Annotated in this window: 25 protein-coding genes and 1 pseudogene; 18 read left to right on the top strand and 8 right to left on the bottom strand. The window is 69.3% G+C overall.

Annotation, left to right across the window (positions count from 1 at the left end):
- The first annotated feature begins 29 nt into the window (after positions 1 to 29).
- The 3 genes from AB0I98_RS07560 (at position 30) to AB0I98_RS07550 (ending at position 2,116) form a co-directional block, all read left to right on the top strand.
- The gene (locus tag AB0I98_RS07560; RefSeq protein ID WP_362936701.1) at positions 30 to 545 is read left to right on the top strand and encodes a hypothetical protein; all 516 of its coding nucleotides are present in this window, start codon (positions 30 to 32) and stop codon (positions 543 to 545) included.
- Positions 546 to 1,478: 933 nt separating this feature from the next.
- Complete coding sequence (locus AB0I98_RS07555) at positions 1,479 to 1,730, top strand: type II toxin-antitoxin system Phd/YefM family antitoxin (protein WP_079662466.1); 252 nt, start codon at positions 1,479 to 1,481, stop codon at positions 1,728 to 1,730.
- Positions 1,718 to 2,116, top strand: coding sequence for a PIN domain-containing protein (locus tag AB0I98_RS07550; RefSeq protein ID WP_355737139.1), 399 nt, complete (start codon positions 1,718 to 1,720; stop codon positions 2,114 to 2,116). The genes AB0I98_RS07555 and AB0I98_RS07550 overlap by 13 nt, the downstream gene beginning before the upstream one ends.
- A 115-nt stretch (positions 2,117 to 2,231) precedes the next feature.
- Here AB0I98_RS07550 and AB0I98_RS07545 read toward each other — a convergent pair.
- A pseudogene (locus tag AB0I98_RS07545) lies at positions 2,232 to 2,348 on the bottom strand (ABC transporter ATP-binding protein); the annotation flags it as partial.
- Between the two features lie 446 nt (positions 2,349 to 2,794).
- On the opposite strand from AB0I98_RS07545, the gene AB0I98_RS07540 reads away from it, so the two are divergent.
- Positions 2,795 to 2,995, top strand: coding sequence for a helix-turn-helix transcriptional regulator (locus AB0I98_RS07540; RefSeq protein WP_362937148.1), 201 nt, complete (start codon positions 2,795 to 2,797; stop codon positions 2,993 to 2,995).
- A gap of 155 nt (positions 2,996 to 3,150) precedes the next feature.
- On the opposite strand, the gene AB0I98_RS07535 is transcribed toward AB0I98_RS07540, so the two are convergent.
- Complete coding sequence (locus AB0I98_RS07535) at positions 3,151 to 3,774, bottom strand: TetR/AcrR family transcriptional regulator (RefSeq protein ID WP_362936698.1); 624 nt, start codon at positions 3,772 to 3,774, stop codon at positions 3,151 to 3,153.
- A 204-nt stretch (positions 3,775 to 3,978) separates the two neighbouring features.
- Here AB0I98_RS07535 and AB0I98_RS07530 point away from each other — a divergent pair, with 204 nt between their 5' ends.
- From AB0I98_RS07530 to AB0I98_RS07500, 7 genes are all read left to right on the top strand, one after another.
- Positions 3,979 to 4,794, top strand: coding sequence for an oxidoreductase (locus tag AB0I98_RS07530; protein ID WP_362936695.1), 816 nt, complete (start codon positions 3,979 to 3,981; stop codon positions 4,792 to 4,794).
- 113 nt (positions 4,795 to 4,907) lie between these two features.
- Positions 4,908 to 6,548: an FAD-dependent oxidoreductase gene (locus AB0I98_RS07525; RefSeq protein WP_362936692.1), complete on the top strand. Its 1,641-nt coding sequence runs from the start codon at positions 4,908 to 4,910 to the stop codon at positions 6,546 to 6,548.
- The gene (locus AB0I98_RS07520) at positions 6,545 to 8,017 is read left to right on the top strand and encodes an ATP-binding protein (RefSeq protein WP_362936689.1); all 1,473 of its coding nucleotides are present in this window, start codon (positions 6,545 to 6,547) and stop codon (positions 8,015 to 8,017) included. Before AB0I98_RS07525 ends, AB0I98_RS07520 begins: the two co-directional genes overlap by 4 nt.
- Positions 8,018 to 8,208: 191 nt before the next feature.
- A complete protein-coding gene (locus AB0I98_RS07515) occupies positions 8,209 to 9,087 on the top strand; it encodes an alpha/beta hydrolase (RefSeq protein ID WP_362936686.1) in 879 nt (292 codons plus the stop codon).
- 59 nt (positions 9,088 to 9,146) lie between these two features.
- On the top strand, positions 9,147 to 9,662 hold the full coding sequence (locus AB0I98_RS07510; protein ID WP_362936683.1) for a DUF302 domain-containing protein: 516 nt from the start codon (positions 9,147 to 9,149) through the stop codon (positions 9,660 to 9,662).
- 801 nt (positions 9,663 to 10,463) lie between these two features.
- Complete coding sequence (locus AB0I98_RS07505; protein WP_362936680.1) at positions 10,464 to 11,507, top strand: NAD(P)/FAD-dependent oxidoreductase; 1,044 nt, start codon at positions 10,464 to 10,466, stop codon at positions 11,505 to 11,507.
- Positions 11,508 to 11,601: 94 nt separating this feature from the next.
- Positions 11,602 to 13,233: an MFS transporter gene (locus tag AB0I98_RS07500; protein WP_362936677.1), complete on the top strand. Its 1,632-nt coding sequence runs from the start codon at positions 11,602 to 11,604 to the stop codon at positions 13,231 to 13,233.
- A 645-nt stretch (positions 13,234 to 13,878) separates the two neighbouring features.
- Here the strand turns inward: AB0I98_RS07500 and AB0I98_RS07495 are convergent.
- Positions 13,879 to 14,088: a hypothetical protein gene (locus tag AB0I98_RS07495; protein ID WP_362936674.1), complete on the bottom strand. Its 210-nt coding sequence runs from the start codon at positions 14,086 to 14,088 to the stop codon at positions 13,879 to 13,881.
- Between AB0I98_RS07495 and AB0I98_RS07490 the strand changes: the two genes are divergently transcribed.
- Positions 14,078 to 14,818: a class I SAM-dependent methyltransferase gene (locus AB0I98_RS07490; protein WP_362936671.1), complete on the top strand. Its 741-nt coding sequence runs from the start codon at positions 14,078 to 14,080 to the stop codon at positions 14,816 to 14,818. The two genes, AB0I98_RS07495 and AB0I98_RS07490, sit on opposite strands and share 11 nt — an antisense overlap.
- Before the next feature lie 153 nt (positions 14,819 to 14,971).
- On the top strand, positions 14,972 to 15,541 hold the full coding sequence (locus AB0I98_RS07485) for a hypothetical protein (protein ID WP_362936668.1): 570 nt from the start codon (positions 14,972 to 14,974) through the stop codon (positions 15,539 to 15,541).
- Between the two features lie 61 nt (positions 15,542 to 15,602).
- Here the strand turns inward: AB0I98_RS07485 and AB0I98_RS07480 are convergent, their stop codons facing one another.
- Positions 15,603 to 15,965: a hypothetical protein gene (locus tag AB0I98_RS07480; RefSeq protein ID WP_362936665.1), complete on the bottom strand. Its 363-nt coding sequence runs from the start codon at positions 15,963 to 15,965 to the stop codon at positions 15,603 to 15,605.
- A 656-nt stretch (positions 15,966 to 16,621) separates the two neighbouring features.
- On the opposite strand from AB0I98_RS07480, the gene AB0I98_RS07475 reads away from it, so the two are divergent.
- Positions 16,622 to 17,920: an IS701 family transposase gene (locus tag AB0I98_RS07475; protein ID WP_362937145.1), complete on the top strand. Its 1,299-nt coding sequence runs from the start codon at positions 16,622 to 16,624 to the stop codon at positions 17,918 to 17,920.
- A 281-nt stretch (positions 17,921 to 18,201) separates the two neighbouring features.
- On the opposite strand, the gene AB0I98_RS07470 is transcribed toward AB0I98_RS07475, so the two are convergent.
- From AB0I98_RS07470 to AB0I98_RS07455, 4 genes are all read right to left on the bottom strand, one after another.
- Positions 18,202 to 18,981 (bottom strand): SDR family oxidoreductase, encoded by a 780-nt coding sequence (locus tag AB0I98_RS07470; protein ID WP_362936662.1) that lies wholly within the window; start codon positions 18,979 to 18,981, stop codon positions 18,202 to 18,204.
- Positions 18,978 to 20,270 carry a histidinol dehydrogenase gene (hisD, locus tag AB0I98_RS07465; RefSeq protein ID WP_362937142.1) on the bottom strand — a complete coding sequence of 431 codons (1,293 nt, stop codon included), beginning with the start codon at positions 20,268 to 20,270 and terminating at the stop codon, positions 18,978 to 18,980. The genes AB0I98_RS07470 and hisD overlap by 4 nt, the downstream gene beginning before the upstream one ends.
- 85 nt (positions 20,271 to 20,355) lie before the next feature.
- Positions 20,356 to 21,309 carry a VOC family protein gene (locus AB0I98_RS07460; RefSeq protein ID WP_362936659.1) on the bottom strand — a complete coding sequence of 318 codons (954 nt, stop codon included), beginning with the start codon at positions 21,307 to 21,309 and terminating at the stop codon, positions 20,356 to 20,358.
- Positions 21,306 to 22,283 (bottom strand): fumarylacetoacetate hydrolase family protein, encoded by a 978-nt coding sequence (locus AB0I98_RS07455; protein ID WP_362936656.1) that lies wholly within the window; start codon positions 22,281 to 22,283, stop codon positions 21,306 to 21,308. Before AB0I98_RS07455 ends, AB0I98_RS07460 begins: the two co-directional genes overlap by 4 nt.
- A 330-nt stretch (positions 22,284 to 22,613) precedes the next feature.
- On the opposite strand from AB0I98_RS07455, the gene AB0I98_RS07450 reads away from it, so the two are divergent.
- The 4 genes from AB0I98_RS07450 to AB0I98_RS07435 are packed head-to-tail and all read left to right on the top strand — an operon-like array spanning position 22,614 to position 26,085.
- Positions 22,614 to 22,919, top strand: a complete 306-nt coding sequence (locus AB0I98_RS07450) for an antibiotic biosynthesis monooxygenase (RefSeq protein ID WP_362936653.1) — start codon at positions 22,614 to 22,616, stop codon at positions 22,917 to 22,919.
- A 47-nt stretch (positions 22,920 to 22,966) separates the two neighbouring features.
- On the top strand, positions 22,967 to 24,091 hold the full coding sequence (locus AB0I98_RS07445) for an FAD-dependent monooxygenase (protein WP_362936650.1): 1,125 nt from the start codon (positions 22,967 to 22,969) through the stop codon (positions 24,089 to 24,091).
- Positions 24,088 to 25,110 carry an amidohydrolase family protein gene (locus AB0I98_RS07440; protein ID WP_362936647.1) on the top strand — a complete coding sequence of 341 codons (1,023 nt, stop codon included), beginning with the start codon at positions 24,088 to 24,090 and terminating at the stop codon, positions 25,108 to 25,110. Before AB0I98_RS07445 ends, AB0I98_RS07440 begins: the two co-directional genes overlap by 4 nt.
- Before the next feature lie 18 nt (positions 25,111 to 25,128).
- On the top strand, positions 25,129 to 26,085 hold the full coding sequence (locus tag AB0I98_RS07435; protein ID WP_077004375.1) for a fumarylacetoacetate hydrolase family protein: 957 nt from the start codon (positions 25,129 to 25,131) through the stop codon (positions 26,083 to 26,085).
- Positions 26,086 to 26,176 lie beyond the last annotated feature (91 nt).

The raw sequence follows: 26,176 nt of genomic DNA, 5'->3' as shown, positions 1-26,176 counted from the left end.
TGTGGCGACGATGGGTTGGGAGGCCGGCGGTGGACTGGGTCCTCGCGCTGACGGTCACCGGAGCGCATGTGGCGGTTGTGCAGTTCGCAGGTGGTGGGGATGTGCTTGCCTGGCCCGACAGAGACCAGAGGATCGCTGCCTACACCGCGACGGCGACCGTCGCCGCCGTCGTCGGCAGCTTCATCACCGCGGCCGTCACACTGTATGCCGCATCCACCGGGCAACGGATGCGCACGCTGCGCACACATCCTGTACAGGGGCCGCAGTTCCGCCGGAATTGGATGAGCATCCTCAGCGCGACGCTGGTGATCTCAGGGCTGTGCCTGCTGGCCATCATCCTCGACACGACGCAGCGGGACCCAGGCGGGGCGCACTGGTTAGCCGAGGTGGCCATAGCTCTGGGGGTGGCGCGGGCGACGCGGCTGGTGTGGCTCTTCGGCAAAGTCATCGCGGGGGGCGATATCGATCTCGCGGATGTCACGCTCACTCCGTCGGGACCGGCCCCGACGTCGCCGTCGGTGCCGGTGCGGCGGCCGGGAGTGTGAGAGGTGTAGTGGCGGAGCCTCTGCGCATCCGGAAGGGGAATCCGCTGTGCACCGTTTCGGAGTCGGTCTCCCAGTTGAGGTAGACGGCCCCTGGGTCGGCCGGGCTTGTCCTTCCAGGACGCGTTCTGGACGCAGGTTGGACACAAGGATCGGAAAAGACTGACAGGGGCCGAGAAGGACTGAGGCGCCAAACCGCGTCTGACCTGGGAAAACGGCCAAGATGGGCATTGATCGACAAGGGTCGCCAAGATCCTCAAAGGACTCATAATCCGTCGGCCGTGGGTTCGAGTCCCACCCGCCCCACTGTGCAGGTCGCTGACCTGCGGAAACGTCTCAGCAGGGGTGCGGATTCAGGGGTTTGGGCCCCGGGGCGGAATCCGCTGCTCGTGACTTCAACTCTGGAGCCGTAGGCGTTAGTTCGAATCGTTCTGGCCTGCTCTGATGTGGTGGCCTGGGTGTTGGGCACGCCTCCGTGGCCGACGTTTTCGAGGGGTTGGACGCCTGATTCTGGACGCTGGCTGGACGCGAGGAATCGCAAGTGCCGTGCGTTGGCTCAGGTGATTGCGGGGAAAACGGCCCGTACTGGAAACGGCCCAGCGCGCCCTTGTCTCATGCCGGGGTGCGTGCGCCGCTGTGAGACGGCGAGGCAGCCGACGAGTCCCATGATCATGGCCGTTCAGTGCAGTGGGGCACCCGGTCAGCGAGGGAGGTCTTGAGGCGACGGGTGAGGACATGGGCGGCCCGGAAGGCGGTCACCGCGAAGGGGTGCCGCAGCGTGGGTCGGGAGGAGAAACCCCTTCGCCACCCTTGTGCTGGCCCCTGAACTGGGCTGCTGCAAGTGCTGTGCCCTGCGATGATGCCGTAGCGTGGGATGCGGTGAGCGGGGCGAAAACGCGTCTTGTCGGGTATCAGATTCTCTGAGAAAATCAGGTCATGAAGACGATGACCGCTACCGAAGCATCACGGAACTTCGCCTCCGTGCTGGACAGTGCGGAACGCGGGGAAACTATTGTGATCACCCGTGGAGGCAAGCGTTTGGCCGTGCTGGCTCCCGCGCCCAAGGCCACGGGACGCGCGGTGAAGGACGCTCTCCTGCGTCATGTCGGCACCCTTGACGACGCCTTCGAGGACGACGTGACGGCCACCCGTGATCTGTTGACGCTGGACGATCCGTGGAGCGACTGATCCTGGACACCGGCGTGCTGATCGCGATCGAGCGCCGGAAGGTCTCCCTCGATCAGGCGCTGGCCGACGACGACGATCCGGCGATCGCCGCCATCACAGCGGCGGAACTGCTCCAGGGGGTGGAACTGGCGGACGACACTAATCGGGTTGCCCGCCAGTCCTTCGTCGACACCGTCCTCGCCACCATCCCGGTCGAGGAGTACACCGTGGACGTGGCCCGCGCGCACGCGCGGCTGCTCGCGCATGTCCGCAGGGCTGGCCAGCCCCGAGGGGCCCACGACCTGATCATCGCGGCCACCGCGCTGACCACCGCGCGCACCGTGGTCACCTACGACAAGCGAGCCCGCTTCGACGACCTTCCCGGAGTTCGGGTACGTCAGGTGTGACAGGCCGTTGGCAGACGGCCGAGGGTTTCGAGGCCGTTCCGGGCAGCCTCGCGAGGGCCAAGGGACGTCGGGCAGGAATGTCGGTCCGCAAACCCCCGTACGCGCGACTCTTCGGTCAGGGGCTGCTCGCCGCGCCGAGTGTCTCCCAATGGAGCGTGCGCTCACACCAGCGGTTCAGGAGCGTACGGTCATGTCCTACGGCGAGGAGTCCCGCGCCGGTGGATCGCCGGTAGCCCGTCCACTCTCCGCGTTCCCGACCCTCGGGCCGGGTCGGTGTCTCCTCCTCCGCCGACGTCCTCGTTGACCGTCTCTGACTTCGTGGGGAAAACGGCTTTGTCGGAGACCGATGGGAGAAGGCCACCGGTCTCCGGCGCGGTGCTCTACGGAACCTGTCGTGCCGGCCCGGCCCTGCTCGCGGACCGGGCGGCCGAAGCGGTCGCGGGCGCTTACCGGCGACTGGCCGCCGAGCCGGTCATCCGTGACGAGGTCCACCGCCGCCTGCGCCTGCTGTACGCCGCGCCGTCGGCGAGCAGTGCTGCTCGAAGAACTCCGCCAGGTTCATGCCGAGTTACGGAGCTTGGTCCAGCATGTCCCCGAAGGTGATCTGCGTGGTCGGCTGCTCGGCATGGCCAGCCGACTGGCTCAACCTCCGCCACGGCCTCGGTACCGGGCCCGCCCCTGGCACCCCGGGAACGCGACGTCCTGGCGCAGGTGGCACTGGGCTGCAGCAACGCCGAAGCCGGTCGCAAGCTCTCGCTGCTGCCCGAAACGGTCAAGTCGTATCTGCGCAGCGCGCTGCGCAAGCTGGGAGCGCACCCCTGCTTCGAGGCGGTGGTCGCCCGCACGTCGATAGACGTTGCTTCCCCAGGGTGGGCGTAGTGGCCCCCCGGGCCGATGGGCGCCCAGCCATCGCCCGAGGGCCCGCCTTACCGCCACCCGCACTGGTCGTCCCGCGACCGACCCGTGCGTTTGTCAGGAGCCAGCAGCCACGCTCACGGTCAGATGCCTGTGCAACGAGGCCGGCCGTGCCCTTCTCAGGGGTGGCGCGGGCGAGGCAGCAAGGCGAACGCGCTCTCCGCTACCGAGGTCAGGCGGTCGGGGCCGTGGCCGTACGCGCCCACGACATCGCTCCCGCGAATGATCGTCAGCAGTAGGTACGCGAGGTCGTCGGGATCCGCGTCGGGGTCGATGTCGCCGTTGCGCTGCGCCGCTCGCACGCACTCGGCCACCGCCGCCGCGACAACGGAGAAGCAGTCGTTGGCCAGGCGTTTCACCTCGGGGTCGGAGGCGCCGATCTCCAGGGCCATCTTGGCGGCGAAGCAGGCCGCCCCCGCGCGGTCAGAGGCGGGGGGTACGTCGGCGGCGAGTGGCACCCCGTGGACGGCGCGGAGCAGGTATGCGTGCAGTCGTTCCAGGGCGCCCTCGTCCGGTCCGGCGAGCATCTTGCGCGGACCCTGCGCCAGCCGGGCGAAGTAGCCGGCCATCGCCTCCAGCAGCACGCCGTGCTTGCCGTCGAACGCGCCGTAGAGACTGCCGCGGCCCAGGCCGGTGGCGGCACTGATGTCGTCGACGCTCGTGCCGTTGTAGCCCGAGGTGCGGAACTGTCGCTCGGCGGCATGGAGGACGTGGTCGCGGTCGAAGCTGCGTGGTCTGGCCATACAAAGACGGTAAAGCCGACCCGCCCTTCTTGACAAGTTAGTACAGAACTGCCTAGGTTTCGGACTGTTCAGTAAACAACCGTCCTGAGCTCGCCGGACAGGCTTGGTCCGGGCTTGCAGGACCGGTGCGGACCGTGTCGGCCTCAGCGCGGGCGATCCCGCGCAGCGCCCGACGAAGCCATGCCCACAACCGAAGGAACCACCATGCAGACAGCTCCACGAGTGGCCCTCGTGACGGGCGCCTCCTCCGGGATCGGGCGGGCGGCGGCGCTTGCCCTCGTGGGCGCCGGCTTCGCGGTGGTCGGCACGAGCCGCAACGCGGCGAACGCCGAGCCGCTCGCCGGGGTGACGTTCCTCGATCTCGACGTGGCCAGCGACGAGTCGGTCCGCTCGCTGGTCGGGGAGGTGATCGATCGGTTCGGCCGGATCGACGTCCTGGTCAACAACGCGGGCGTGGGCGCGGTCGGCGCCGGCGAGGAGAGCTCGATCGACCAGGCCAAGGAGGTCTTCGACATCAACGTCTTCGGCCTCATCCGGATGACCAACGCAGTGATGCCCCACATGCGCGCCCAGGGCAGTGGCCGCGTGGTCAACGTCTCCTCGGTACTGGGTCTGATCCCAGCCCCCTTCATGGCCGTCTACGCCGCCACCAAGCATGCGGTCGAGGGCTACGCCGAGTCCGTCGACCACGAGCTTCGCGAGCACGGCGTCCGGATGCTGCTGGTCGAGCCGGCCTACACAAGCACGAGTTTCGAGGCGAGCAGCATGGCACCCGACTCGCCTCTGCCGATCTACGCCGCACAGCGGGAGGTCTCCCGAGACGTGCTGGCCACGGCCGTGCGCAACGCCGACGGCCCGGACGTCGTCGCGAAGGTGATCGTCGCGGCCGCCACCGATTCCAAGCCCAAGCTCCGGTACACCGCCGGCGCGATGGCCGCACGCGTCAGCGTCCTGCGCCGGATCGTGCCCTCGCGCGCCTTCGACGGACAGATCCGCAAGCTCAACCGACTGGCCGGCTGACCCCGCAGTAAGGGGCGGCGCCCGAGGAGACGCACATGTCCAAACCAGAGACACCGAAGCCAGCATCGGCATCTCCCGTCCGACCGCTGTTGGACGCTGCGCGGACCGTCATCATGACCGTGGACGACGATCCCGGGGTGTCCCGGGCCGTCGCCCGTGACCTGCGGCGGCACTACGGCGCCTCGTACCGGATCGTGCGGGCGGAGTCCGGCGAGTCCGCGCTGGAGGCGCTGCGGGAGCTGAAGCTGCGCGGCGACCTCGTGGCGGTGATCCTGGCCGACCACCGGATGCCCCAGATGAACGGAATCGAGTTCCTCGAACAGGCCCTGGACGTCTATCCGGGCGCCCGGCGCGTGCTGCTGACCGCGTACGCGGACTCGAACGCGGCGATCGACGCGATCAACGTCGTCGACCTCGACCACTACCTCCTCAAGCCGTGGGACCCGCCGGAGGAGAAGCTCTACCCGGTGCTCGACGACCTGCTCGAGGCGTGGCGGTGCAGTGACTTCCGGCCGATGCCGAGCACCAAGGTCGTCGGTCACCGGTGGTCGGCGCGCTCGTCGGACGTACGGGAGTTCCTGGCCCGCAACCAGGTGCCGTACCGCTGGTACTCCACCGACGAGCCCGAGGGGCAGCGGCTGCTGGCGGCCGCGGGGCAGGACGGGCAGCGGCTGCCGGTGGTGATCACGGCGGACGGTACGGCGCTCGTCGAGCCGGAGGTGCCCGACCTGGCCGCACACGTGGGGCTGGCGACGACACCCACGGCCGACTTCTACGACCTGGTCGTCATCGGCGGCGGCCCGGCCGGGCTCGGCGCGGCCGTGTACGGGGCCTCGGAGGGTCTGCGTACGGTGCTCGTGGAGCGGTCGGCGACCGGCGGGCAGGCCGGTCAGAGTTCACGGATCGAGAACTACCTGGGCTTCCCGGACGGGGTGTCCGGCGGCCAGCTCACCGACCGGGCGCGACGCCAGGCCACGAAGTTCGGCGCCGAGATCCTCTCCGCGCGGGAGGTGACCGGTCTGGAGAGCAGCGGGGCGGCCCGGCTCGTACGGTTCGCGGACGGGTCGCAGATCGCGGCGCACAGCGTGATCCTGGCGACCGGTGTGTCGTACCGGCAGCTGGAGGCGCCGGGTGCCGACGAGTTGTCGGGCCGCGGGGTGTTCTACGGGTCCGCGCTCACCGAGGCCGCCGCCTGCCAGGGCCACGACGTGTACATCGTCGGCGGCGCCAACTCGGCCGGGCAGGCGGCGATGTACCTGTCGCGGGGCGCCAAGTCGGTCACCCTGCTGGTGCGCGGCGCGGACCTCACCGCGTCGATGTCGCACTACCTGATCCAGCAGATCGCCGAGTCGCCGAACATCTTCGTACGGGCCCACACGGTCGTCGAGGCCGCGCACGGCGAAAACCAACTGGAACAGCTGATGCTGCGCGACACGACGAGCGGTCAGACCGAACTCGTCGACGCGCAGTGGCTGTTCGTGTTCATCGGCGCGGCCCCGCTGACCGACTGGCTGGACGGCACGGTGTCGCGGGACGAGCGCGGGTTCATCCTCGCCGGACCCGACCTGACCGCCGACGGGCGGCCGCCGGTGGGCTGGGAGTTGGACCGGCCGCCGTACCACCTGGAGACCAACATCCCCGGCGTGTTCGTCGCCGGGGACGCGCGCGCGGAGTCCGCCAAGCGGGTCGCGTCCGCCGTCGGAGAGGGAGCCATGGCCGTGATGCTCGTACACCGGTATCTGGAGCAGTCGTGAGCGGGCGGGTGATGCCGTGCAGTGCGGCGGAGATCAGTTCGCTGTTCCTGTTCGAGAAGCTGAGCTCCGAGCAGCTCGGCAGGCTGTGCAGCGAGGGTCGGATCGAACTGTTCGACCCGGGGCCGGTGTTCGCCGAAGGTGACCCGGCGAGTTGCTTCTACGTGATGATCGAGGGCGCGGTCGTCATGTCACGCCGGGTGGGCAGCGACGACATCGAGGTGAGCCGCACGTCCCAGCCAGGGGTGTACGCGGGGGCCGTGATGGCGTACGTCGGGGACGGGAAACCGCAGCGGTACATGAACTCGCTGCGAGTGTCGGAGCCGACGCGGTTCTTCGTGCTGCCCGCCGAATCGTTCGCGAACTTCATGCACGAGTGGTTTCCGATGGCCATCCATCTCCTGGAGGGGCTCTTCCTCGGTTCGCAGACCTTTCAGCGTGCCGTCGGGCAGCGCGAACGACTGCTGGCGCTGGGCTCGTTGTCCGCAGGTCTCACCCATGAGCTCAACAACCCAGCCGCGGCGGCCGTACGGGCCACCTCGTCGCTCAGGGACCGGGTCGCGCACATGCGCAACAAGCTCGGCGTCATCGCCTCGGGCCCCTACCACGGCGACGCCCTGAAGGCCCTGGTCGACCTCCAGGAGCGTACGGCCGAACGGGTCTCCAAGGCGCCGGCACTGAGCCCGCTCGAAGCGTCCGACCGGGAGGACGAACTCGCCGACTGGCTGGACGACCACGGTGTCCAGAACGGCTGGCAGATCGCGCCGGCCGTCGTGCAGGGCGGTCTCGACGTCGACTGGCTGGAGCAGATCGCGGCGGCCGTCGACGAGCAGGAAATCTTGCCGAGTGCCATCGGGTGGCTCACCTACACGGTCGAGGCCGAGTTGTTGATGTCCGAGATCGAGGACTCCACCACCCGTATCTCGCACCTCGTCGACGCCGCCAAGCAGTACTCGCAGCTGGACCGCGCGCCCTACCAGGTCGCCGATGTCCACGAACTCCTCGACAGCACGCTGCTGATGCTGTCGGGCAAGATCGGTCCACAGGTCAAGGTCGTGAAGGAGTACGACCGTTCGGTGCCGAGGATTCCGGCCTACCCGGCCGAACTGAACCAGGTGTGGACCAACCTGATCGACAACGCGGTCTTCGCCATCAAGGGCGCGGGCGGCGAAGGGACGTTGACCGTACGCACCGCTGTGGTGCACGACCGGCTGCTGGTGGAGTTCCGCGACACGGGCCCGGGAGTGCCGGCCGAGATCCGCGGCCGGATCTTCGACCCGTTCTTCACCACCAAACCGGTGGGCGAGGGCACCGGGCTGGGGCTCGACATCTCCTGGCGGATCGTCGTCAACAAGCACCACGGTGACCTGAAGGTCGAGTCCGTACCCGGCGACACCCGCTTCCAGGTGCTGCTCCCCCTCACCGCCACCGACCCCGACACCGTCCCCGACCCGGCCCAGGAGCCCTCGTGACCAAGGGCACCGGCATCGACCGCAGCGGGGGTGACGTCGGCCAGGACGTCGACTCCAGAGCGCAGGCGGTGCTCTCTGAGACAGGACACTTCGGGCGACCGAACCTCTTTGCACCTGATCAACTTCACAGACCAGAGAAATAAATTGAATGCCCGTATTGCGGCATTCTCCTCACCGAAGAGGACAGAACCATGGAACGCGACGAGTCTCCCGACGCGACGTACGCGAGAACCTGGAGCAACGGCCGCGGCGAGGTGCGGTTCTTCACCCGAGCCGACGGCTCGCGGCTGCGCTACTACACCGTGGGCACCGGCCCCGCCCTCGTTCTGATGCACACCGTGCGCGGCCAGCTCGACTACTTCCAGCGGGTGACCCCGCTGTTGTGGGACCACTACACGGTCTACGCGCTGGATCTGCCCGGGATGGGATGGTCCGACATCGTCCCCGGCGCACAGTACGAGGAGCCGCAGCTGCGGGCCGCGGTCGTCGAATTCGTCCGCGGACTGGACCTGCACGACGTCACCCTGTCGGGCGAATCACTCGGCGGCGCCCTGTCCCTGTCGGCATCCATCGACCTCAAAGACCGGGTCAGCCGGGTCGTGGCGTTCAACAGCTACGACTACCCCCAGGGCGGGGAGCGGGGAAACTGGATCGCCCGCCTCATCATCTCCAGCGTGCGGATGCCCGTGCTGGGCCCCTTCTTCGCCACCCAAGAGCCGCGGCCCGTCTTTCGCGCAATTCTGCAGGGCGGCTACGTCGACAAGACCAAGCTGCCCGAGGACTTCATCACCGAGCTGCTGAGGAGCGGCCGCCGCAAGGGCTACGACAAGGTGTCCCGAGGTATCTTCCGCAGCCTCAAGGGATTCGACCGGGCCCGCGAACGCTACCCGCGCGTGTCGGCACCCGTCACCCTCGTCTACAGCGAGAACGACTGGTCCCGGCCCGCCGAACGAGACCGAGTGGCCAACGCGCTGGCGGACGTCCACCGCATCACCGTGCCCCGCACCGGCCACTTCTCCGCCTTGGAGCGTCCCGACGAGATGGCGCGGATCCTGCTCGACGCGGCCTGACCTGACCCGGCAGCTATCGGTACCCGCCGCCCATCTCCGTCAGGACATGAGGAAGTGCCATGACTCAGGCCGTCCCCCACCTCGTCAACCGCCTTGTCATCGACACCGACGACTCCTTCGATGACGTCCGCCGGCGCTACGAATCGCTGGTACCCGCCATCGATTTCTCCGAACTCGTCGAAGTGATCGCAACAGTTGACCTCGCACGGGTGCAGGCATACACCGCCGACCGCACACCCCATTCCTTCGCCGTCTTCTGGACCCTGGACCCTATGCCGGTGATGCGGCTTTCGGGACATCAACACCGCGCCGTCACCTACATGATGGGAAACAACGTCATCGCGGAAACCATGTTCCGGCACGACCCCGGCATCATCTTGTACGCCCCGCTGCGCACCGCGATCTACGAGACCGCCTCCGGCCGCGTGCAGTTCAGCATCGACCAACCGTCGAGCAAATTCGCCGGCTTCGGCGATCCCCGGATTGCCGAGGTCGGAGCACAACTCGACGCCAAAGTCGCTGAACTGCTCCGCCTCATGACACTGCCGGTACCACCGGAGCTGATCACGGCCTGACCCTTGGCACTCCAGCGCCGTTTCGCTGTCTGACCTGGTCAGAGGCATCGTCGGGAGTGTAGTGGGCTGGTGGCCCGTCAGGGACGGTCTTGCCGGACCGCCCCTCCGATGAGAGGCATCGCCGCCGGCGCAGCCTGCTCGGGTAGGACCGCCCCATTGCTGCGGGGGTCCCCCCACAGCCGTGCGGGCCCGTTGTCCGAGCACACGGCTCAGGCGAACTGACCTGGGGCGGGGCGCCGAGTTCGGCCATGTCGCCTTCGCTGACGCCGGGCTGAATGGCACGCGGTGCAGGGGCTGGCTGCGCTGCGTGACTGGCAAGGTCCTCGGAGGCGGCCACGGGCCCGAAGCCGTCGAGCGGTTCGGGCTGCTGCCCGGCGGCATGCTCACCGAACGGCGTCGTGGCGGTGGGTGATGTACGTGAACGCCGCCTTCGCGGGCCCCGCCCTGATCGGTGCATTGCTGCTGCCGTTGTGGTGAGCGAGGGTCGACCTGCCGTACTTGACAACTTAGTACAGAACCGCTTAGGTTTCTGACTGTTCAGTACACAACGGTCCTGAGCTCACCGGACAGGCTGCGTGCACGCCTGGCGTTGCGATGCCCTCCAGGCCGACAAGGCACGGTCTGATCCTCGCGATCCTGGCGACGGCGTTCATCGACGTACTGGATCTGTACATCACGAACGACCCCAGCAAACCGGGGCCGGACTCTTCACAACAGCCCAAGACGGTCGCCGCCCGCGTCCTGTGCTTCCTGAACGGCTGCCCCCTCCAACCACCCAGAACTCGAAGGATTGACCGAACCATGACTGATCAGGAAAGGCAGGAGGCCGTGGCTGCGGCGACTCCTCCGTACGCGAGCGACGCTCTGCCCGAGGGGGCCGTCGACGCGGTGGTGATCGGCGGGGGCGCCGCGGGGCTGAACGGTGCACTGATCCTCGCCCGCTCCCGCCGCTCGGTCGTCGTGATCGACAGCGGTTCCCCGCGCAACGCGCCCGCGGAGGCCGTGCACGGCCTCATCGCCCTGGACGGCACCCCGCCGTCCGAGATCCTTCGACGGGGCCGGGAGCAGGTGCGCCAGTACGGCGGACGCGTCGTGTTCGGTGAGGTGGTCTCGGCCGAGTCCGCCGCCCCGTCGGCGGACGGGGACCTGCGGTTCACCGTCACCCTGGCCGACGGCCGCAGCGTCACCGCCCGCCGCGTCCTGGTGGCCACCGGCCTGAAGGATGTGCTGCCCGAGGTGCCCGGGCTCGCCGAGCACTGGGGACACAGTGTGGTGCACTGCCCGTACTGCCACGGCTGGGAGGTGCGCGATGAGCCCATCGGCATCCTCGCCACCGGCCCGGCATCCATCGGCCACGCGTTTCTGTTCCGTCAGCTGACCGAGGACCTGACCTACTTCACCCACGGCACCGACCTGGACGAGGACAGCCGCGCCCGCTTCGCCGCCCGCGGCATCCGTGTCATCGACACCCCGGTCACCGAGGTCGTCGACGACGAGGACGGTGCCCTTGCCGGGGTGCGCCTGGCCGACGGCCAGGTCGTGGCCCGCCGCGTCCTCGCGGTCGCCCCGCAGATGCAGGCCCGCACCCATGGCCTGGAAGGTCTGGGCCTGCCGGTGCGGGACCTGCCGACGGGCCGCACTTTCGCCTCCGGTGTCGACGGCACCACCGAGGTGCCGGGTGTGTGGGTGGCCGGCAACGTCACCGATCCGGTTGCCCAGGTCGGGGCCTCCGCAGCGGCCGGCGCGCTGGCCGGCATCGACATCAACAAGGTGCTGGCCATCGCGGACACCGATGCGGCCCTCCAGGGGATCGCCGAGGGAAGCCGACAAGGGGCCACAGCGTGATCTTGAAGCCCGGAGATCTCAGCCCGTCATCCGCTCGTCGCACGGGCAGTCAAGTGATTCCGCTCGTCCGCCCCGTCCCTCTCAGGAGCTACTGATGCCCTTCCTTGCAAATACCCCCGTGGAGAAGATGCCCGGGCCGTACGCGCGGCGCTGGTGGGCGCTGCTCGTGCTGTGCCTGAGCCTGCTGATCACGGTGATGGCGAACACGTCGCTGATCGTCGCCGCCCCCGACATGACCACCGACCTGGGCCTGAGCAGCAGTGATCTGCAGTGGGTCGTCGACAGCTACACCGTTCCGTACGCGGCGCTGATGCTGGTGCTGGGCGCGATCGGCGACAAGTACAGCCGGCGCGGCGCGCTGGTGCTGGGTCTGCTGATCTTCGCCGCCGGTTCGGTGATGGGGAGCCTGGTCGACGAGACCTCGCTGGTCATTGCGGCCCGCGCGATCATGGGTATCGGTGCCGCGGTCGTGATGCCGGCCACGCTGTCCCTGGTGGTCGCGACCTTCCCCCGGAGCGAGCGGGCCAAGGCCATCACCGCCTGGGCCGCGACCTCCGGGGTAGCCGTAGCCGTCGGCCCGCTGGTCTCCGGCTGGCTGCTCGAGGACCACGCCTGGGGCTCGACCTTCCTGATCAACGTGCCGATCGCCCTCCTCGCCGTGGTCGGCGCGCTCGCCCTGGTACCGCCGTCCAAGGCGGAGGGCATGGGCCGGATCGACTACGTCGGTGGTCTGCTGTCGATCGTCACCGTCGGCTCCCTGATCTACGCCGCCATCGAGGGCCCGCACTCCGGCTGGGGCGTCGGCCCCGTCGCCGCCGCCGTGGTCGCCGGCGTCGGTCTGGTCGCCTTCGTCGCCTGGGAGCTGCGGCACCCGCACCCGATGCTGGACGTCCGGAAGTTCGCGCTGCGGCCCTTCAGCGGCTCGATGCTCGCGGTGATGTTCTTCTTCTTCGGCATGTTCGCCGTGATCTACTACGCGACGCAGTTCCTGCAGTTCGTCCTCGGCTACGGCGCCCTGGAGACGGGTGTACGGCTGCTGCCGCTGGGCGGTGCGGTGTTCCTCGGGTCCGCGGTGACCGGGGTGCTCGCCCCGAAGCTGGGGGTGAGGGTGATGGCCGTGACCGGCATGGCCATCGGCACGGCGGGCATGTTCCTGCTCACCCAGATCGACAAGGGGTCGACGTACGGGGACTTCCTGGTGCCGCTGATGATGCTGGGCCTCGCGCTCGGACTGGCCATCTCCCCGGCGACCGACACGATCATGGGTTCCTTCCCCGAGTCCGAGCTGGGCGTCGGCGGCGGTGTCAACGACACCGCGCTGGAGCTGGGCGGGGCGCTGGGCATCGCGGTGCTGGGCTCGCTGCTGGGCACGGCCTACCGGGACGAACTGACCGACCTGGTGGGCAACCGGCTCCCGGCGGAGGCGATGGAGACCGCCAAGGACTCGGTCGGCGCCGGCCTGGCCGTCGCGGAGCGGGTCGCGCAGGATCCCTCCGTCGGGCCCCAGCAGGCCCAGGCCGCCGTGGACGCCGTCCACCAGGCATTCGCCCACGGAGTCGCCCAGACCAGCTTCATCGGCGGGATCATCATGGCCGCCGGAACCCTGATCGTCCTCGCGGTCCTGCCGGGCCGGCGCGGGTTCGCGAAGAAGAGCGCCGAGCCGGGGGCCGGGACGACGGCGAGCGAGGCGGCGACTGTGCGGGAGCACACCGGGTCCCCCCGCTAGATCGCCGGCGGGGCGTCCACCGGATCGACGGGGACGCGCCCGCCCGCCGGAGCGAGTGGCACCGCCTCCGCCGGATCACCCGCCAGGCGCGTCGGCCAGGAGCCCGGCGGCGCGAGACGCGCAGGGCGCGGGCGTGGTCCACGGTCCACGGCCACGGATACCCCTCGGGGCCGGCGCGGGGTATGCGCGGTGGAAGGCGAATCCGCTGCTCGCGCGTCCAAGGCCCATTGCCGAGCTGGAGCGATCGCCTCGGAAGCCGGCTTCACGTGTCCGTCCAGAACGCATTCTGGACGCAGGTTGGACACAAGGATCGGAAAAGACAGACAAGGGCCGAGAAGGAGTGAGGTACCGAAACCCGCCTGACCTGGGAAAACGGCCAAGATGAGCATTGATCGACAAGGGTCGCCAAGATCCTCAAAGGACTCATAATCCGTCGGCCGTGGGTTCGAGTCCCACCCGCCCCACCTCGCACACTTCGCGCAGAAACGATGTGGCCTGCGGGAACTCGAATCACGTAGATCAAGACTGCGGCACCTGGACCTGCTTCAGGGACCGCGGCTCGTCGTTTCGTCCGTTTTGTACTCGGCCGGGGGAACGTCGGGGGAAACCCGGTATGGTCCCCGGGGACCTCCTGGCATGGTGCGGCTACGCCGCGCTCTGTTCGTCGTCCTTGACGACGTGCAGACCCCGGAAGACGCGGCCGGTCTCGATCCACTTGCCCTGGGTACTGAGGGTCTCCCGTTCCTTGTCCTGCCGTGCCGTCCACTCCAGCAGGAGGGCGGGTGGGCCGGCCAGTGCCCTGATCGTGTTGACCGCCCCCGGCAGGCAGTGCTGGAGTCGGCACGTGGACAGCATCCCCGCCAACCGGCGGCTCTGGAACCGGATCAGCAGCGCCTACCAGCACGAGCACGACCCGCAAATCGGCGCCACACCCCGGCTGTGGGGCATGTACTCCATCCCCGACGCGCACCTGCACGCCCTGGGTGACGTCACCGGCAAGCGCGTCCTCGAACTCGGCTGCGGCGCCGGCCAGTGGTCCAGGGCGCTCGCCGCCGAGGGCGCCACCGTGGTCGGGCTCGACCTGTCCGAAGCCCAACTCGCCGCAGCGGCCCGGGCGATGGGAGCGGCCCGCTACCCGCTGGTGCAAGGCGCCGCGGAACAGCTCCCCTTCGCCGCCGACAGCTTCGACCTGGTGTTCTGCGACTTCGGTGGGCTCAGCTGGGCGCCCCCGCACCTGGCCGTCCCGCAGGCCGCACGCGTCTTGGGCCGAGGTGGGCGCCTGGTGTTCAACGTCGCCAGCCCATGGTTCGAAGCTTGCTACGACGAAGCCGCCGGCCGCGTGACCACGACGCTGCAGCAGAACTACTTCGGGCTGAACACCATCGCCGAAGACGACGGCGCGACCAGCTATCAGCTCACCTATGGCGATTGGGTCAAGGTCCTGCGCGGCGCGGGTCTCATCATCGACGACCTCATCGAGCCGCGGCCCGAACTCGGAGCACCCAACGGCTACAACGAAACCGACCCACCCGACTGGGCACACCGCTGGCCGGCGGAACTGCTCTGGGTAACCCACAAACCGTAAGTTCCGCCGCGCCGAGACGTGAAGGCATCCCCTCGCCGGGCAGGCCGAGCGGGGTCTGGTGCGTGCAGTTGTCGCGGCGGACGATCCTGGGGGCCGTCGGTCCCGTTCGTTTCGTTCGTTCCGCCGTCGTAGCAGGCCCTAAGCTGCCGGGTCATGGATGCGGGACTGGCTGCGCTGCTCGGCGCGGCCGTGGGGGCGCTGGGCACCGGCGGTGCCGCTCTGGCGACCGGGCTATTGGGCCGTGGACAGGCTCGGACACAGCTGCGCGCCGAGCACGTGCGGTTGCTGCGCGAGCCGCGGCGGTCTGCATATGTCGCGTTCGCCCAATGCTTCCAGGAAGTGCACGCCCTCCACTCGGAGGCGGCGAAGTCCGCGTCCGAGATGACGGCGGCTGAGGAACCGGACCGAAGCAGGCTGCTGAACGCCGCCGACGAAGCTTACGCGCGGGCCGGTGAACGGCTGCACGGCGAACTTCAGCTACGGCAGTCGGCGGTGACGGTGGAAGGGCCATCTGCCCTTACGGCGGCCGCGTTCGAGGCGGAAGGCGCACTGCTCGTTTCCCGGGGCGAGGTGTACCGCTGGATCCGGGTTCTGCGGCAAGGAACCGCCACGGAGGAACACGAACGTGCGGCAGAGGATGCGCTGTTGGCCGTGCACCATCACCTCGTGTCATTTCTCAACGAGGCGTCGGCCGCGTTGGCGGACGATGGTCTCGGCTCCTGACCGAAGGAAGCAACGTCGTGACTGAGCTGGACGTCGTCAGCCGACAGGAGAAGGGGCTGAGCTAACTCCCTGACTCCGGGGTGGCTTCACCGTCACCGATCCAGCACAGGTCATCCTGGTCTCCGTCGTCCCATGTGATGACCAACACGCCAGGGCCCTTGTCGCAGTCCATGAAGGAACTGATCGACTGGGGAGGCTCGAGCGTGACCGTGCCCTTGTACGGGTCTCCGGAACCTTTGAGGTCGGCGGTGCTGTGGCAGTCCAGCTCCAGCCTGATTCGGCCCTTGCCCTTGCCATCGAGGGAGCCGAAGCAGAGTTCACTCTCCCCGCCAAGGGAGTAGGGGTCGGGGCTGCCGACCGAGTCGGCGTCTCCGTTCTTGTCGATGATGAGGGTGTAGACGCCGTCGCTCGTGCCTACCGGCATCCAGCCACCGGCAAGGTCCTCAACACTGACGTCCCGCGGGGGAGGGCTCGGGCTGCTCGGACTCGGCGTGGCGGACGATCGTTCTCCCGACGTGGGCGTGGATGTGGCAGACGATGTGGCAGCCGCAGATCTGTTGTCGTCAACGGAACCGCCGCTGTCGGAGCAGCCGCCGATAGCCAACACGACTACGGCTGCGCCAGCGGCCAGAAGCACGGATCGTTTCATGACTCGTTTTGTAGCGGACCCGAGCGGGAGGGGTCCCGGCCACACAGCCCCAGGCGGCAGCTCGTTCACGGGACATGACCTGTTGTTGTGATGACAATCGGGCAAGCACAGCCGTCCCGGAGGAGGCCGCCTATCTGGCGGCCGCGGCCAAGCGTCTGCTCGAGGAGAAGCTGACGCTCGCGCAGACCGCGGACTGGATGACGGAGAACGCGGGACCGACGATGTCGGGGCGCTCCTGGTCGGCGATAGATACTGACTTCGGGGTGCCGTTAGTACTCCAGTCTCACTTCGCGATCTTGTCGCGGACCCAGCTGGGAACAGGGGCGGCCACCGCGTGATCATCGGGGGTTGTGTGGACTCCTGAAGATCGTGTAATGGCCGCAGGCCATAGCGTAGACCCTGCCCGCTGGCAGGCGATGTTCGACCAGGCCATGGCTCGGATCGCGGGCAAATTCAAGCGAGTTGAGCCCCGGGCCGCGGCCCGCGCCTACCTGCTCGGGCTGCTGTCGAGCGTCGAACGCAAGAACTGCTGGCAACTGGCCGAGCAGGCGGGCCATACGCGGCCTGGGCCGATGCAGCGTCTGCTGCGCTACGCCCGCTGGGACGCCGATGCTGTCCGCGACGACTTGCGCGCCTACGCCGCCGAACACCTCGGTACTGACGGCAGCGTTCTCGTTGTCGACGAGACCGGCTTCCTGAAGAAGGGCCGGTCTTCGGCAGGAGTGCAAAGACGGTACACCGGCACCGCGGGACGCATCGAAAACGCCCAGGTCGGCGTGTTCCTCGCCCTGGCCACCCGCCGGGGACGGACCCTGATCGACCGGCGCCTCTACCTCCCCGAACACTCCTGGTCCAATGACCCAGAACGCCGCACCGGGGCCGGGATACCCGAGACGGTGCAGTTCGCCACCAAGCCCCGTCTGGCCTCGGAGATGATCGCCGCTGCGCTGGACGCCGGGATCACCGCCTCCTGGGTGACCGGCGACGAAGCCTACGGGCAGGACCCCCAGCTCCGCGCCGCCCTTGAGGCACGCGGCACCGGCTACGTCCTGGCCGTCGCCTGCTCGATGCGGGTGAAGATCAACAACGGCCGTACTCCCGTCCGCGCCGATACCGTCGCCAGCCGTCTGCCCGCCACCGCCTGGCACCGTCAGAGTGCCGGAAATGGCGCGAAAGGCCCGCGATACTACGACTGGGCCTGGATCCACATCGGCACCAGCAGTCATCGGCACCTGCTCATCCGACGTAACCGGTCCACCGGCGAACTCGCCTTCTACCTGTGCTGGTCACCCACCGAAGTGCCCCTGTCCGAACTGGTCCGGGTCGCCGGTGCCCGCTGGAGCGTCGAGGAGTGCTTCCAGGCCGCCAAGAGCCAGGTCGGACTCGACCACTACCAGGTCAGGCACTGGACCTCATGGCACCGGCACATCACCCTCGCCATGCTCGCCCTGGCCTTCCTCACCGCCCTCGCCGCCGGCGCGACCCCCGACCGGCCCGCAGACACGAACCACTTCATCCGCAGCCGCGATCCGATCACGCTGACCGTCCCGGAGATCCGACACTTACTCGTCGCCGTCTTCGCCCCACCAGCCGTGACCGTGGCCAGGCTGCTGCACTGGTCCAACTGGCGCCGACGCCACCAGGCGGCAGCCCGACGCAGCCACTACCGACGACGAAGTGCCGGCGAACCGCGGGATAGCTCACCAAATCGCCGGAGTACTAATTCCTGATAGGCGCTCACCTGAGGCCCGCACGACGGAGGGGTGCCAGCCAGCTCGGGAAGGGGGCTCGAATGGTGGTGGGGCAATGCGCGCGTCGTGAGGTAGGCCGACGCCGGTCAGACCTGGGTGTGGAGGGGGTGCGAGTCGTAGGTGATCGCGTCGGTGAGTGCCTGGGGCAGGTCGAAGGGGTGGCCGGTGGTCTCGGCGTAGGCGCGGTGCAGGTTGAGGACGATGCGTTCCGCGTCGGGCAGGACGGGGCCACGTACGTACGGCGGGGCCGGAGCCGTGGGTCACGAGGGGGCGATCATGCCGGCCGAGAGGTCGATGTCCGCGCCGCAGAGTCCGGGCATGGCGAGCATCGCCACCAGGGCCTTCGCCACTTCGTCCTCCTCCACCAGTCTGCCCAGGGCCGCCCGGGACGCGAACGCCCGCTCGGCCTCTTCCGGTGTGCTGCCCGTCAGTTCGGCCTCCAGCCGGAAGTTGCGGTCCATGCGCGGGCCGCGCACCGGGCCGGGAGAGAGGGAGTTTACGGCGACACCGTGGGGTCCGACCTCAGCGGCGAGGGTGCGGGTCAGGCCCAGCAGGGCCATCTTGGAGGCCGTGTAGGGGGTGCGGTTGAGGAGGGGGCGTTTGCCGCTGACCGAGGCGATGTTGACGATGTCACCGCGGCCGGCCCCGATCATCGAGGGAAGGAAGGCCCGGCACATCAGGTAGACGCCGCGTACGTTCGCGGAGAAAACCCCGTCCCACTCGTCGGGTTCGACCTCGGTGAGAGGCTTCACCGGGCCCGCGACGCCCGCGTTGTTGACCAGGACGGAGATGTCCTCGTCGGCGAGCGTGTCGGTGAGTGCCGTGACCGACGCCGGGTCCGACACGTCGCACACCGCGGTGCGGGCCGTGCCACCCTCCATGGCCACACGGCGAGCCGCACCGGAGAGGGCCTGCGCGTTGCGGCCGACGAGGATCACCCGGGCCCCGGCCTGTGCGAGGGCGAGGGAGAAGGCCCGCCCGAGCGGGCCCCCTCCGCCGGTGACCAGTGCCGTACGGTCCCGCAGGGGCAGGGTGGTCATGCCCGCACCGCCCAGGGCAGTTCGTCTCCCGCGGCCTTGGCGGCCCGTACGTCGCCGGACCGGGCGTGTCCCTCGAACAGCTCGATCCGGGCGGCCCGGCCGCAGAGCCGGCCCAGCAGGGCCTGCGACTCGGTGTCCGTGACCTCCTGGTAGGTCACCGTCTTGAGGTACTTGCCGACCCACAGACCGCCGGTGTAGCGGGCGGCGCCGCGCGTGGGCAGCACGTGGTTGGTGCCGATGACCTTGTCGCCGAAGGACACGCAGGTGCCCTCGCCGAGGAACAGCGCACCGTACTGGGTCATTCGCTCCAGTGCCTCGCGCGGGTCGGCGGTGAGCACCTCCACGTGCTCGTAGGCGAACTCGTCGGCCAGCGTGTACAGCTCGTCCACGGAGTCCACCACGATCACCTGGCCGTGGTCCCGCCACGCCGGCTGCGCGAAGTCCTTCGTCGGCATGCCGGGCAGCAGCCGCTCCACCTCGGCGATGGTCCGCTCGCCCACCTCGCGGGAGGTGGTGATCAGCACGGCGGGGGAGTCGGGGCCGTGCTCGGCCTGGGAGAGCAGGTCGACGGCGCAGACGAACGGGTCGGCATCGGCGTCGGCCAGCACCAGGATCTCGGTGGGGCCGGCGAACAGGTCGATGCCGATCTCGCCGAACAGCTGCCGCTTGGCCTCGGCGACGTACGCGTTGCCCGGCCCGGCGATCAGGTCCACCGGTCGCATGGTGTCGGTACCGGCGGCCATCGCGGCGACGGCCTGGACACCGCCGAGCAGCCAGATCTCGTCGGCGCCCGCCAGGTGCGCGGCGGCGACGGTCGCGGCGGGGACCTCGCCGCGGATCGGCGGGGTGCAGGCGACGACCCGGGGCACGCCCGCGACCTTCGCCGTGACGATGGTCATGTGGGCGGAGGCGGTCAGCGGGTAGCGGCCGCCGGGGATGTAGGCGCCCGCGGCCTGGACGGGGATGTGCTTCTGGCCGAGCTTCACGCCGGGCAGGGTCTCCACCTCGAACTCGCCCAGGGAGTCGAGTTGGTGGCGGGCGAACGTGCGCACCTGCTCCTGCACGAAGTGGATGTCCTCGATGACCTGGGCGGGCACCGAGGAGACGATCTCCTCGATCTGCTCCGGTGACAGCCGGAAGGACTCCGGGCTCCATCCGTCGAACTTCTCGGAGTACTCGCGCACTGCCGTGTCGCCGCGTTCGCGGATGTCCGCGATGACGTCGGTGACCGTGGCGCGCACGGCGTTCAGGTCGACGGCGACCTGTTCCTTGGAAACGGCGGTCTTCAGGAATGTCTTCGCCACGGTGGCGCCTTTCTCGGATGCTTCGGGGGCGTTTGGCCAGAGGGGGCGGCGGGTGCTGATCATGTCCCGGTCACACGGGCGGGGCCTCGAACAGCACGTCGGGGTCGTTGAACTGTTCCTTGGCCACCGACTCGCTCATCGGGTCGGCGGTGCCCCACTGGTCCTGCGTCTGCGGATCGTCCACGTCGTGCCGTCCGGGGTGCCACAGGTCCTCCTCCAGGACGGCGAGTTCCGTGGTGTACTCGACGGTGTTGCCGTGCGGGTCGTGGAAGTAGGCGAAGGTGTTGTCGCCCGCCAGGTGGCGGCCGGGCCCCCAGGTCAGCCGTGTCCCGGCGCGCAGCGCCCGTCCGGTGCTGCGCATGTACTCCTCCACTCCGCGCATCTCGAACGACGCGTGGTGCAGGGAGACATGGGGGCCGCGCGCGATGGCGAAGGAGTGGTGCAGCGGGTTGCACCGCATGAAATACATGAGGTCACCCATGTGCTGCGAGAACAGGGTGTCGGAGAGCCGGAAGCCCAGGTGCCGGGCGTAGAAGTCTCGAAGTCCCGCCGGATCGGTGGAGTTCACCACGCAGTGCGAGAGCCGGACCGGGACCGCCTCCCTCTCCTCGATCTTGCGGTGGACCCTGTTCTCCACGTCCGCGGAGACCTCGACGACCCTGCCGTCGGGGTCGAAGAACCGAAAGCCGTAGCCGCCTCCCGGTGTGTCCATGGCGCCCGGTTCGCTGACCAGCGGGACGTCCGCGGTGCCCAGCCGCGCGGCCAGCTCGTCGACATCGGCCACCGACGCGGCACCGAAGGCGACCAGATCCATGCGCTTGCGCTGGTCCTTGCGGATGCGGACGACGTACTGCTCGGGGCTGCCCTCGGCCGCGAAGAACGCGATGCCGCTGTCGCCTGCGATCTCGGTCAGTCCCCACACCTCGGAGTAGAAGGTGCGCTGCTGGTCGAAGTCGGGCACGGCCAGGTCGAAGTGACGCAGATGGGTGATGGGCTGGAAGGCGTCGGAAGAGGTCGAGGTCATCGGATGCTCCTGACGGTGTTGCGCTGGTGGCCGAGGCCGGTGACCTCGGCCTCAAGGACGTCGCCGGGCGACAGGAACACGCCCCAGTGGGCGCCGTTGCCGGCGGGTGAGCCGGTGAGCAGCAGGTCACCGGGGCGCAGTGTGCTGGTGGTCGAGGCGTACGCGATGAGCCGGGGAATGTCGAAGATCATGTCCTTCGTCGACTCGTCCTGGCGTACGACCCCGTTGTGGCGCAGGGTGATCCGCAGGTCGGACGGGTCGCCGACGAAGGCGGCCGGCACCAGGAACGGCCCGGTCGGCAGGAAGGTGTCGGCGTTCTTGGCGGTGAACCAGTCGGTGCCGATGGCCTTCAGATCCGGGCGGTAGAGCCGGTCACGGGTCGTGATGTCGTTGCAGATCGTGTACCCGGCGACGTACGACCACGCGTCCTCCGGAGCGATGTCCCGCCCTTCCCGGCCGATGACGAGTGCGAGCTCCAGCTCCCAGTCGTGCTGCTCGCCGAGCTCCGGCAACACCACCTCGTCGTAGGGGCCGCAGATCGCGCGCGGCGAGCCGAGGAAGATGTACGGCACGCCGTTGCGGGCGCGTTCATCCATCATCTTCTCGGCGTCGGCCCGCGCCTCCTCCGGGGTGGCCCCGTGCACGCTCTCCTTCTCGGCCGCGACCAGATCCACCACGTGACGCCGGTAGTTGGCACCTGACTGGAGGATCTGGCCGGGCTCGATCGGGGCGTGCACGCGCAGGTCGGCCAGGTCGTGCCAGGCGCCGTCCGATGTGTGCGGTTGCTCGGCGAGAGCGGCCAGCCGCGGCAGCACCCCGTCCCAGTCCTCGATCAGCGCACGCACCGACGCCGTCACGTGCGACAGATCGCGCACCCGGGTGGCGGTGACCAGTCCCGGGAACGGATCGCCGCCCTCGCGGCTGAAGGTGCCGAGCGCGAACGGCCCGGCGTGCAGGGGTAGACGATCAGGCACGAGCGACTCCTCGTCCATGGATGACAGGGGAACTGACAGGAAACGGGACGCGGACAGGGCATCCACCCAGAACGCTAGGCAGCAGCGCGGGCCCGGCGGAAATGGTCATCGGCGATGCCAGCCATCACGTTCGGCCACTACGGCCCGTCACCCCAGATCGCGCCTGGTTCCCGGCTGGTCCATCGCCGTAGGGGATGGATGACGTGCTGATTCGCGATGCCCGAATCCGTTGACCGCGCGGTAGCCGCTCACGGAGGGTCATGCAACGCAGACCCGACGGAGGGCGTCGGGTGTGCTGGACCGTCGCACCCGGAACGTCAGGAGAATCTGGTGATCGTCGAGCACGCGGAGCTGACCGTGTCGGCCGGCCAGGAGCAGCAGTTCGAGGCGGCCTTCGCCGAGGGACGCAAGGTTCTGGCCGAGGCCGACGGCTTCCGCTGGGCCGAGTTGCTGCGCTGCGAGGAGCGGCCGCAGACCTACCTGCTGCTCGTCGGCTGGGACAGCGTCGAGGCGCACACCGTCGGTTTCCGCAGCTCCGAGCGGTTCCAGCGCTGGCGTTCCCTGGTGGGCCCGTACTTCGACAAGGCCCCGATCGTCGAGCACTACCACGAACTCGGGGCCCGCTTCACCGGCTGACGGACCGGCCTTCCCATACCTCTCATCTCACACGGCAAGGAATGCCCATGGCAGTGGACAAGGTGCTCGTCGTCGGCGGCGGCATCACCGGAAGCGTGCTGTCGCTCGCGCTGACGCAGCGAGGCGTCGACGTCGACCTGGTCGAGATCTCACCTCGATGGTTCGGTGTCGGCCACGGCATCACCCTCCAGGGCAACGCGCTGAAGGCGCTGCGCTCGGTGGGCGTCCTGGACAAGGTGCTCGCCCGGGCGGTGCCCTTCGACGGTCTGCGACTGCGCCAGGCGGACGGCGAGCTGATCACCGATCTCGCGGTCGCCCACACCGGCGGACCCGACCTTCCCGCGACGGCCGGCGCGCTCCGCTCCGACCTCCAGAACGCCCTGTGCGACGCGGTGTACGCCCAAGGGGTGCACGTCCGGCTGGGCCTCACCGTCGAGCGGTTGGAACAGTCGACCAGCCGTATTGAGGTGACCTTCACCGACGGCACCACGGGGAGCTACGACCTGGTCGTCGGCGCGGACGGCATCAAGTCGCACATGCGCTCCCTGATCGGCATCACCGTCGAGCCGCGCCCGGTCGGCATGTCCATCTTCCGGGTGGTCGCCGACCGCCCGGCCGAGATGGACGGCCCCGAGGTCTACTACGGCGGCCCCCGCTACAAGGCCGGCTACAGCCCCATCTCCCCGGACAAGTGCTACGCCTACCTGCTGGACGAGAACCTTGACGCCTCTCTGGTGGGTCCGTCCGCCCCGGTGTCCCTGCTGCGTGAACGCGGCGAGGGATACGGCGGCACCTGGGGCAGGCTCATCGCCGCGCTGCCCGACGACACGGCGGTCGACTACCGTTGGATCGAGACCGTGATGATCGACGAACCGTGGTACCGGGGGCGGACGATCGTGATCGGTGACGCGGCACACGCGTGCCCGCCCCTGGTCGCGCAGGGCGCGGCGATGTGCGCCGAGGACGCGGTGGTCCTCGCGGAGCTGGTCGTCGGTGACGACCCGGTCGAGATCGCGCTCAAGGCGTTCATGGCACGGCGGATGCCCCGTGTGCGGCTGGTGCTGGAGAACTCCCTGAAGCTGGCCGAGTGGGAGATCGACCCGGAGACGCCGGGGGCCCACCCCGCCCGGCTGATGACCGAGACCCTCGACGCGCTGCGGGCCCCGGCATGATCACGCCTGTCGTGGACTTCCACGGCCACTTGGCCGTCCCCGCGGCGGACGAGCTGTGCGCCGGTACGGACGGACTCGCGGCCGAGTTCGCAGCCGAGCAGCGGGCGCACGCGCCCGAGTCGCTGGCGGCCAACCGCGCCCAGTTGTCCCGGCTGCGGCCCAAGCTGACCGACGTACGGACAAGGCTGGCGGACCTCGACGCGATGGGCGTCGACATCCAGGTGGTCGGGCCGATGCCCATGCACCACTACTGGGCCGGCGAGGACCTCGCGCAGCGCCTGGCCCGTACGACCAATGAGGCGGTCGCCGCGCACTGCGCGCAGGCACCGGAGCGGCTGTGCGGCCTGGGCACCGTGCCGCTGCAGCACCCGCACCTCGCGGTGGAGCTGCTTCAGGAGGCGGTAACCGGACTTGGGCTGTACGGGATCAGCGTCTCCACCTCCGTCGACGGCCGCGAGCTGGCCGACCCCGCCCACGACCCGGTGTGGGCCAAGGCCGAGGAGCTGGGCGCGGTGGTGTTCGTCCACCCGTGGGGCTGTTCCCTCGGGGAACGGCTCGCCGTCCACTACCTCGGCAACACGGTCGGCCAGCCCGTGGAGACCACCGTCGCGCTGTCCCGGCTGATCTTCGGCGGCACACTCGACCGCTTCCCGGGGCTGAAGCTGGTCGCCGCGCACGGCGGCGGCTACCTGCCCACGTACATCGGCCGGTCCGACCACGCCTGGCAGGTACGCCAGGACGCGCGGGGCTGCGCCCACCCGCCGAGCACCTACCTGCGGCGCATGTGGTTCGACGCCTTGGTCTACACGCCCCGGGGACTGCGCCACCTGGTCGAGGAGGCCGGTGCGGACCGTGTCGTTCTCGGCACCGACCATCCCTTCGACATGGGCGTCGAGGACCCGGTGGCGCGCCTGGACGCCGCAGGGCTGGACCCGGGGGCCCGAGCCGCGATCGCCGGCGGCAACGCGATGGACCTGCTGGGGACGGTCCGGCGGGCACCCACCCCCACCCACCACTGAGCACGGGAGAGACACACGATGCGTTTCGCGACATACGAGCACGAAGGCGCCGAGCGCGCGGGTGTCGTCCGGGATGGGGTGATCCACCCGCTGCCGGACGGCACCACGGTGCTGTCGCTCCTGGAGAACGGGACGTTGCGGGAGGCGGGCGAGCGGGCCCTGGCCGGGGACGGCGGTCCGCGGGTCGAGGACGTCCGGTTGCTGCCTCCGCTGAAGCCGCCGTCGATCCGTGACTTCGTGGGCTTCGAGGCGCACATCGAGGGCGTCTCGAAGGCCCTGGACGGTCTGGAGCACATCCCAGAGGAGTGGTATCGGGCGCCGAACTTCTACTTCACCAACCCGCACGCCGCCTACGGCGCCCACGACGAGGTGCCGGTCCCGGCCGGGTGCTCGGTGCTCGACTGCGAGCTGGAGGTGGCCGCCGTGATCGGCCGGCCCGGGCGGGACCTCACGCCCGAGCAGGCCGGGGACCACATCGTCGGCTACCTGGTGTTCAACGACTGGTCCGCCCGTGACCTGCAGAAACCGGAGAAGAACCTCGGGCTGGGTTTCTCCAAGGGCAAGGACTTCGCCAACACCCTCGGCCCGTTCCTGGTGACCGCGGACGAGGTGGAGGACCGCAGGGACCCCGACGGGTTCCTCGACCTGGAGATGACCGTCACCGTCAACGGCGACCTCATCGGCCGTGACACCCTCGCCAACTGCTCGTGGACCTTCGAGGAGATGATCGCCTACGCCAGCCGCGACACCTGGGTGCGCCCGGGAGACCTGCTGGGCTCGGGCACCTGTGGCTGGGGCGCCCTGGCGGAGCACTGGGGCCGCAACGGCGAGCGGACCCCGCCCCCGCTCACCCCGGGTGACGTGGTGACGCTGACCGTGGAACGGCTCGGCAGCGTGTCCAACCGGATCGTGCCGGGCCGCCAGGACGTCTACCTGCCTCGGGCCCGCAGGCGCGGGCGTACCCCGCGGCCCTGAGCGCGGGAACCGTAGAACCGCACGTCCACGGGCTGCTGCGGCGGACCGCACCAGCACCACGGGTGGCGTCGCGGCTGTCATCCGTGGCACC

The organism is Streptomyces sp. NPDC050211 (assembly GCF_040656035.1).
GTDB lineage: Bacteria > Actinomycetota > Actinomycetes > Streptomycetales > Streptomycetaceae > Streptomyces.
The sequence above is the reverse complement of the archived record's forward strand: the minus strand, read 5'-3'. Positions and strand labels throughout refer to the sequence as shown.

What these genes read in the sequence shown, in the direction of transcription:
- AB0I98_RS07555 (WP_079662466.1), top strand. Translation starts at nt 1,479, where the DNA reads ATGAAGACGATGACCGCTACCGAAGCATCACGGAACTTCGCCTCCGTG.
- AB0I98_RS07535 (WP_362936698.1), bottom strand. Translation starts at nt 3,774, where the DNA reads ATGGCCAGACCACGCAGCTTCGACCGCGACCACGTCCTCCATGCCGCC.
- AB0I98_RS07530 (WP_362936695.1), top strand. Translation starts at nt 3,979, where the DNA reads ATGCAGACAGCTCCACGAGTGGCCCTCGTGACGGGCGCCTCCTCCGGG.
- AB0I98_RS07525 (WP_362936692.1), top strand. Translation starts at nt 4,908, where the DNA reads ATGACCGTGGACGACGATCCCGGGGTGTCCCGGGCCGTCGCCCGTGAC.
- AB0I98_RS07515 (WP_362936686.1), top strand. Translation starts at nt 8,209, where the DNA reads ATGGAACGCGACGAGTCTCCCGACGCGACGTACGCGAGAACCTGGAGC.
- AB0I98_RS07510 (WP_362936683.1), top strand. Translation starts at nt 9,147, where the DNA reads ATGACTCAGGCCGTCCCCCACCTCGTCAACCGCCTTGTCATCGACACC.
- AB0I98_RS07505 (WP_362936680.1), top strand. Translation starts at nt 10,464, where the DNA reads ATGACTGATCAGGAAAGGCAGGAGGCCGTGGCTGCGGCGACTCCTCCG.
- AB0I98_RS07500 (WP_362936677.1), top strand. Translation starts at nt 11,602, where the DNA reads ATGCCCTTCCTTGCAAATACCCCCGTGGAGAAGATGCCCGGGCCGTAC.
- AB0I98_RS07495 (WP_362936674.1), bottom strand. Translation starts at nt 14,088, where the DNA reads ATGCTGTCCACGTGCCGACTCCAGCACTGCCTGCCGGGGGCGGTCAAC.
- AB0I98_RS07485 (WP_362936668.1), top strand. Translation starts at nt 14,972, where the DNA reads ATGGATGCGGGACTGGCTGCGCTGCTCGGCGCGGCCGTGGGGGCGCTG.
- AB0I98_RS07480 (WP_362936665.1), bottom strand. Translation starts at nt 15,965, where the DNA reads ATGCCGGTAGGCACGAGCGACGGCGTCTACACCCTCATCATCGACAAG.
- AB0I98_RS07475 (WP_362937145.1), top strand. Translation starts at nt 16,622, where the DNA reads ATGGCTCGGATCGCGGGCAAATTCAAGCGAGTTGAGCCCCGGGCCGCG.
- AB0I98_RS07470 (WP_362936662.1), bottom strand. Translation starts at nt 18,981, where the DNA reads ATGACCACCCTGCCCCTGCGGGACCGTACGGCACTGGTCACCGGCGGA.
- AB0I98_RS07460 (WP_362936659.1), bottom strand. Translation starts at nt 21,309, where the DNA reads ATGACCTCGACCTCTTCCGACGCCTTCCAGCCCATCACCCATCTGCGT.
- AB0I98_RS07445 (WP_362936650.1), top strand. Translation starts at nt 22,967, where the DNA reads ATGGCAGTGGACAAGGTGCTCGTCGTCGGCGGCGGCATCACCGGAAGC.
- AB0I98_RS07440 (WP_362936647.1), top strand. Translation starts at nt 24,088, where the DNA reads ATGATCACGCCTGTCGTGGACTTCCACGGCCACTTGGCCGTCCCCGCG.
- AB0I98_RS07435 (WP_077004375.1), top strand. Translation starts at nt 25,129, where the DNA reads ATGCGTTTCGCGACATACGAGCACGAAGGCGCCGAGCGCGCGGGTGTC.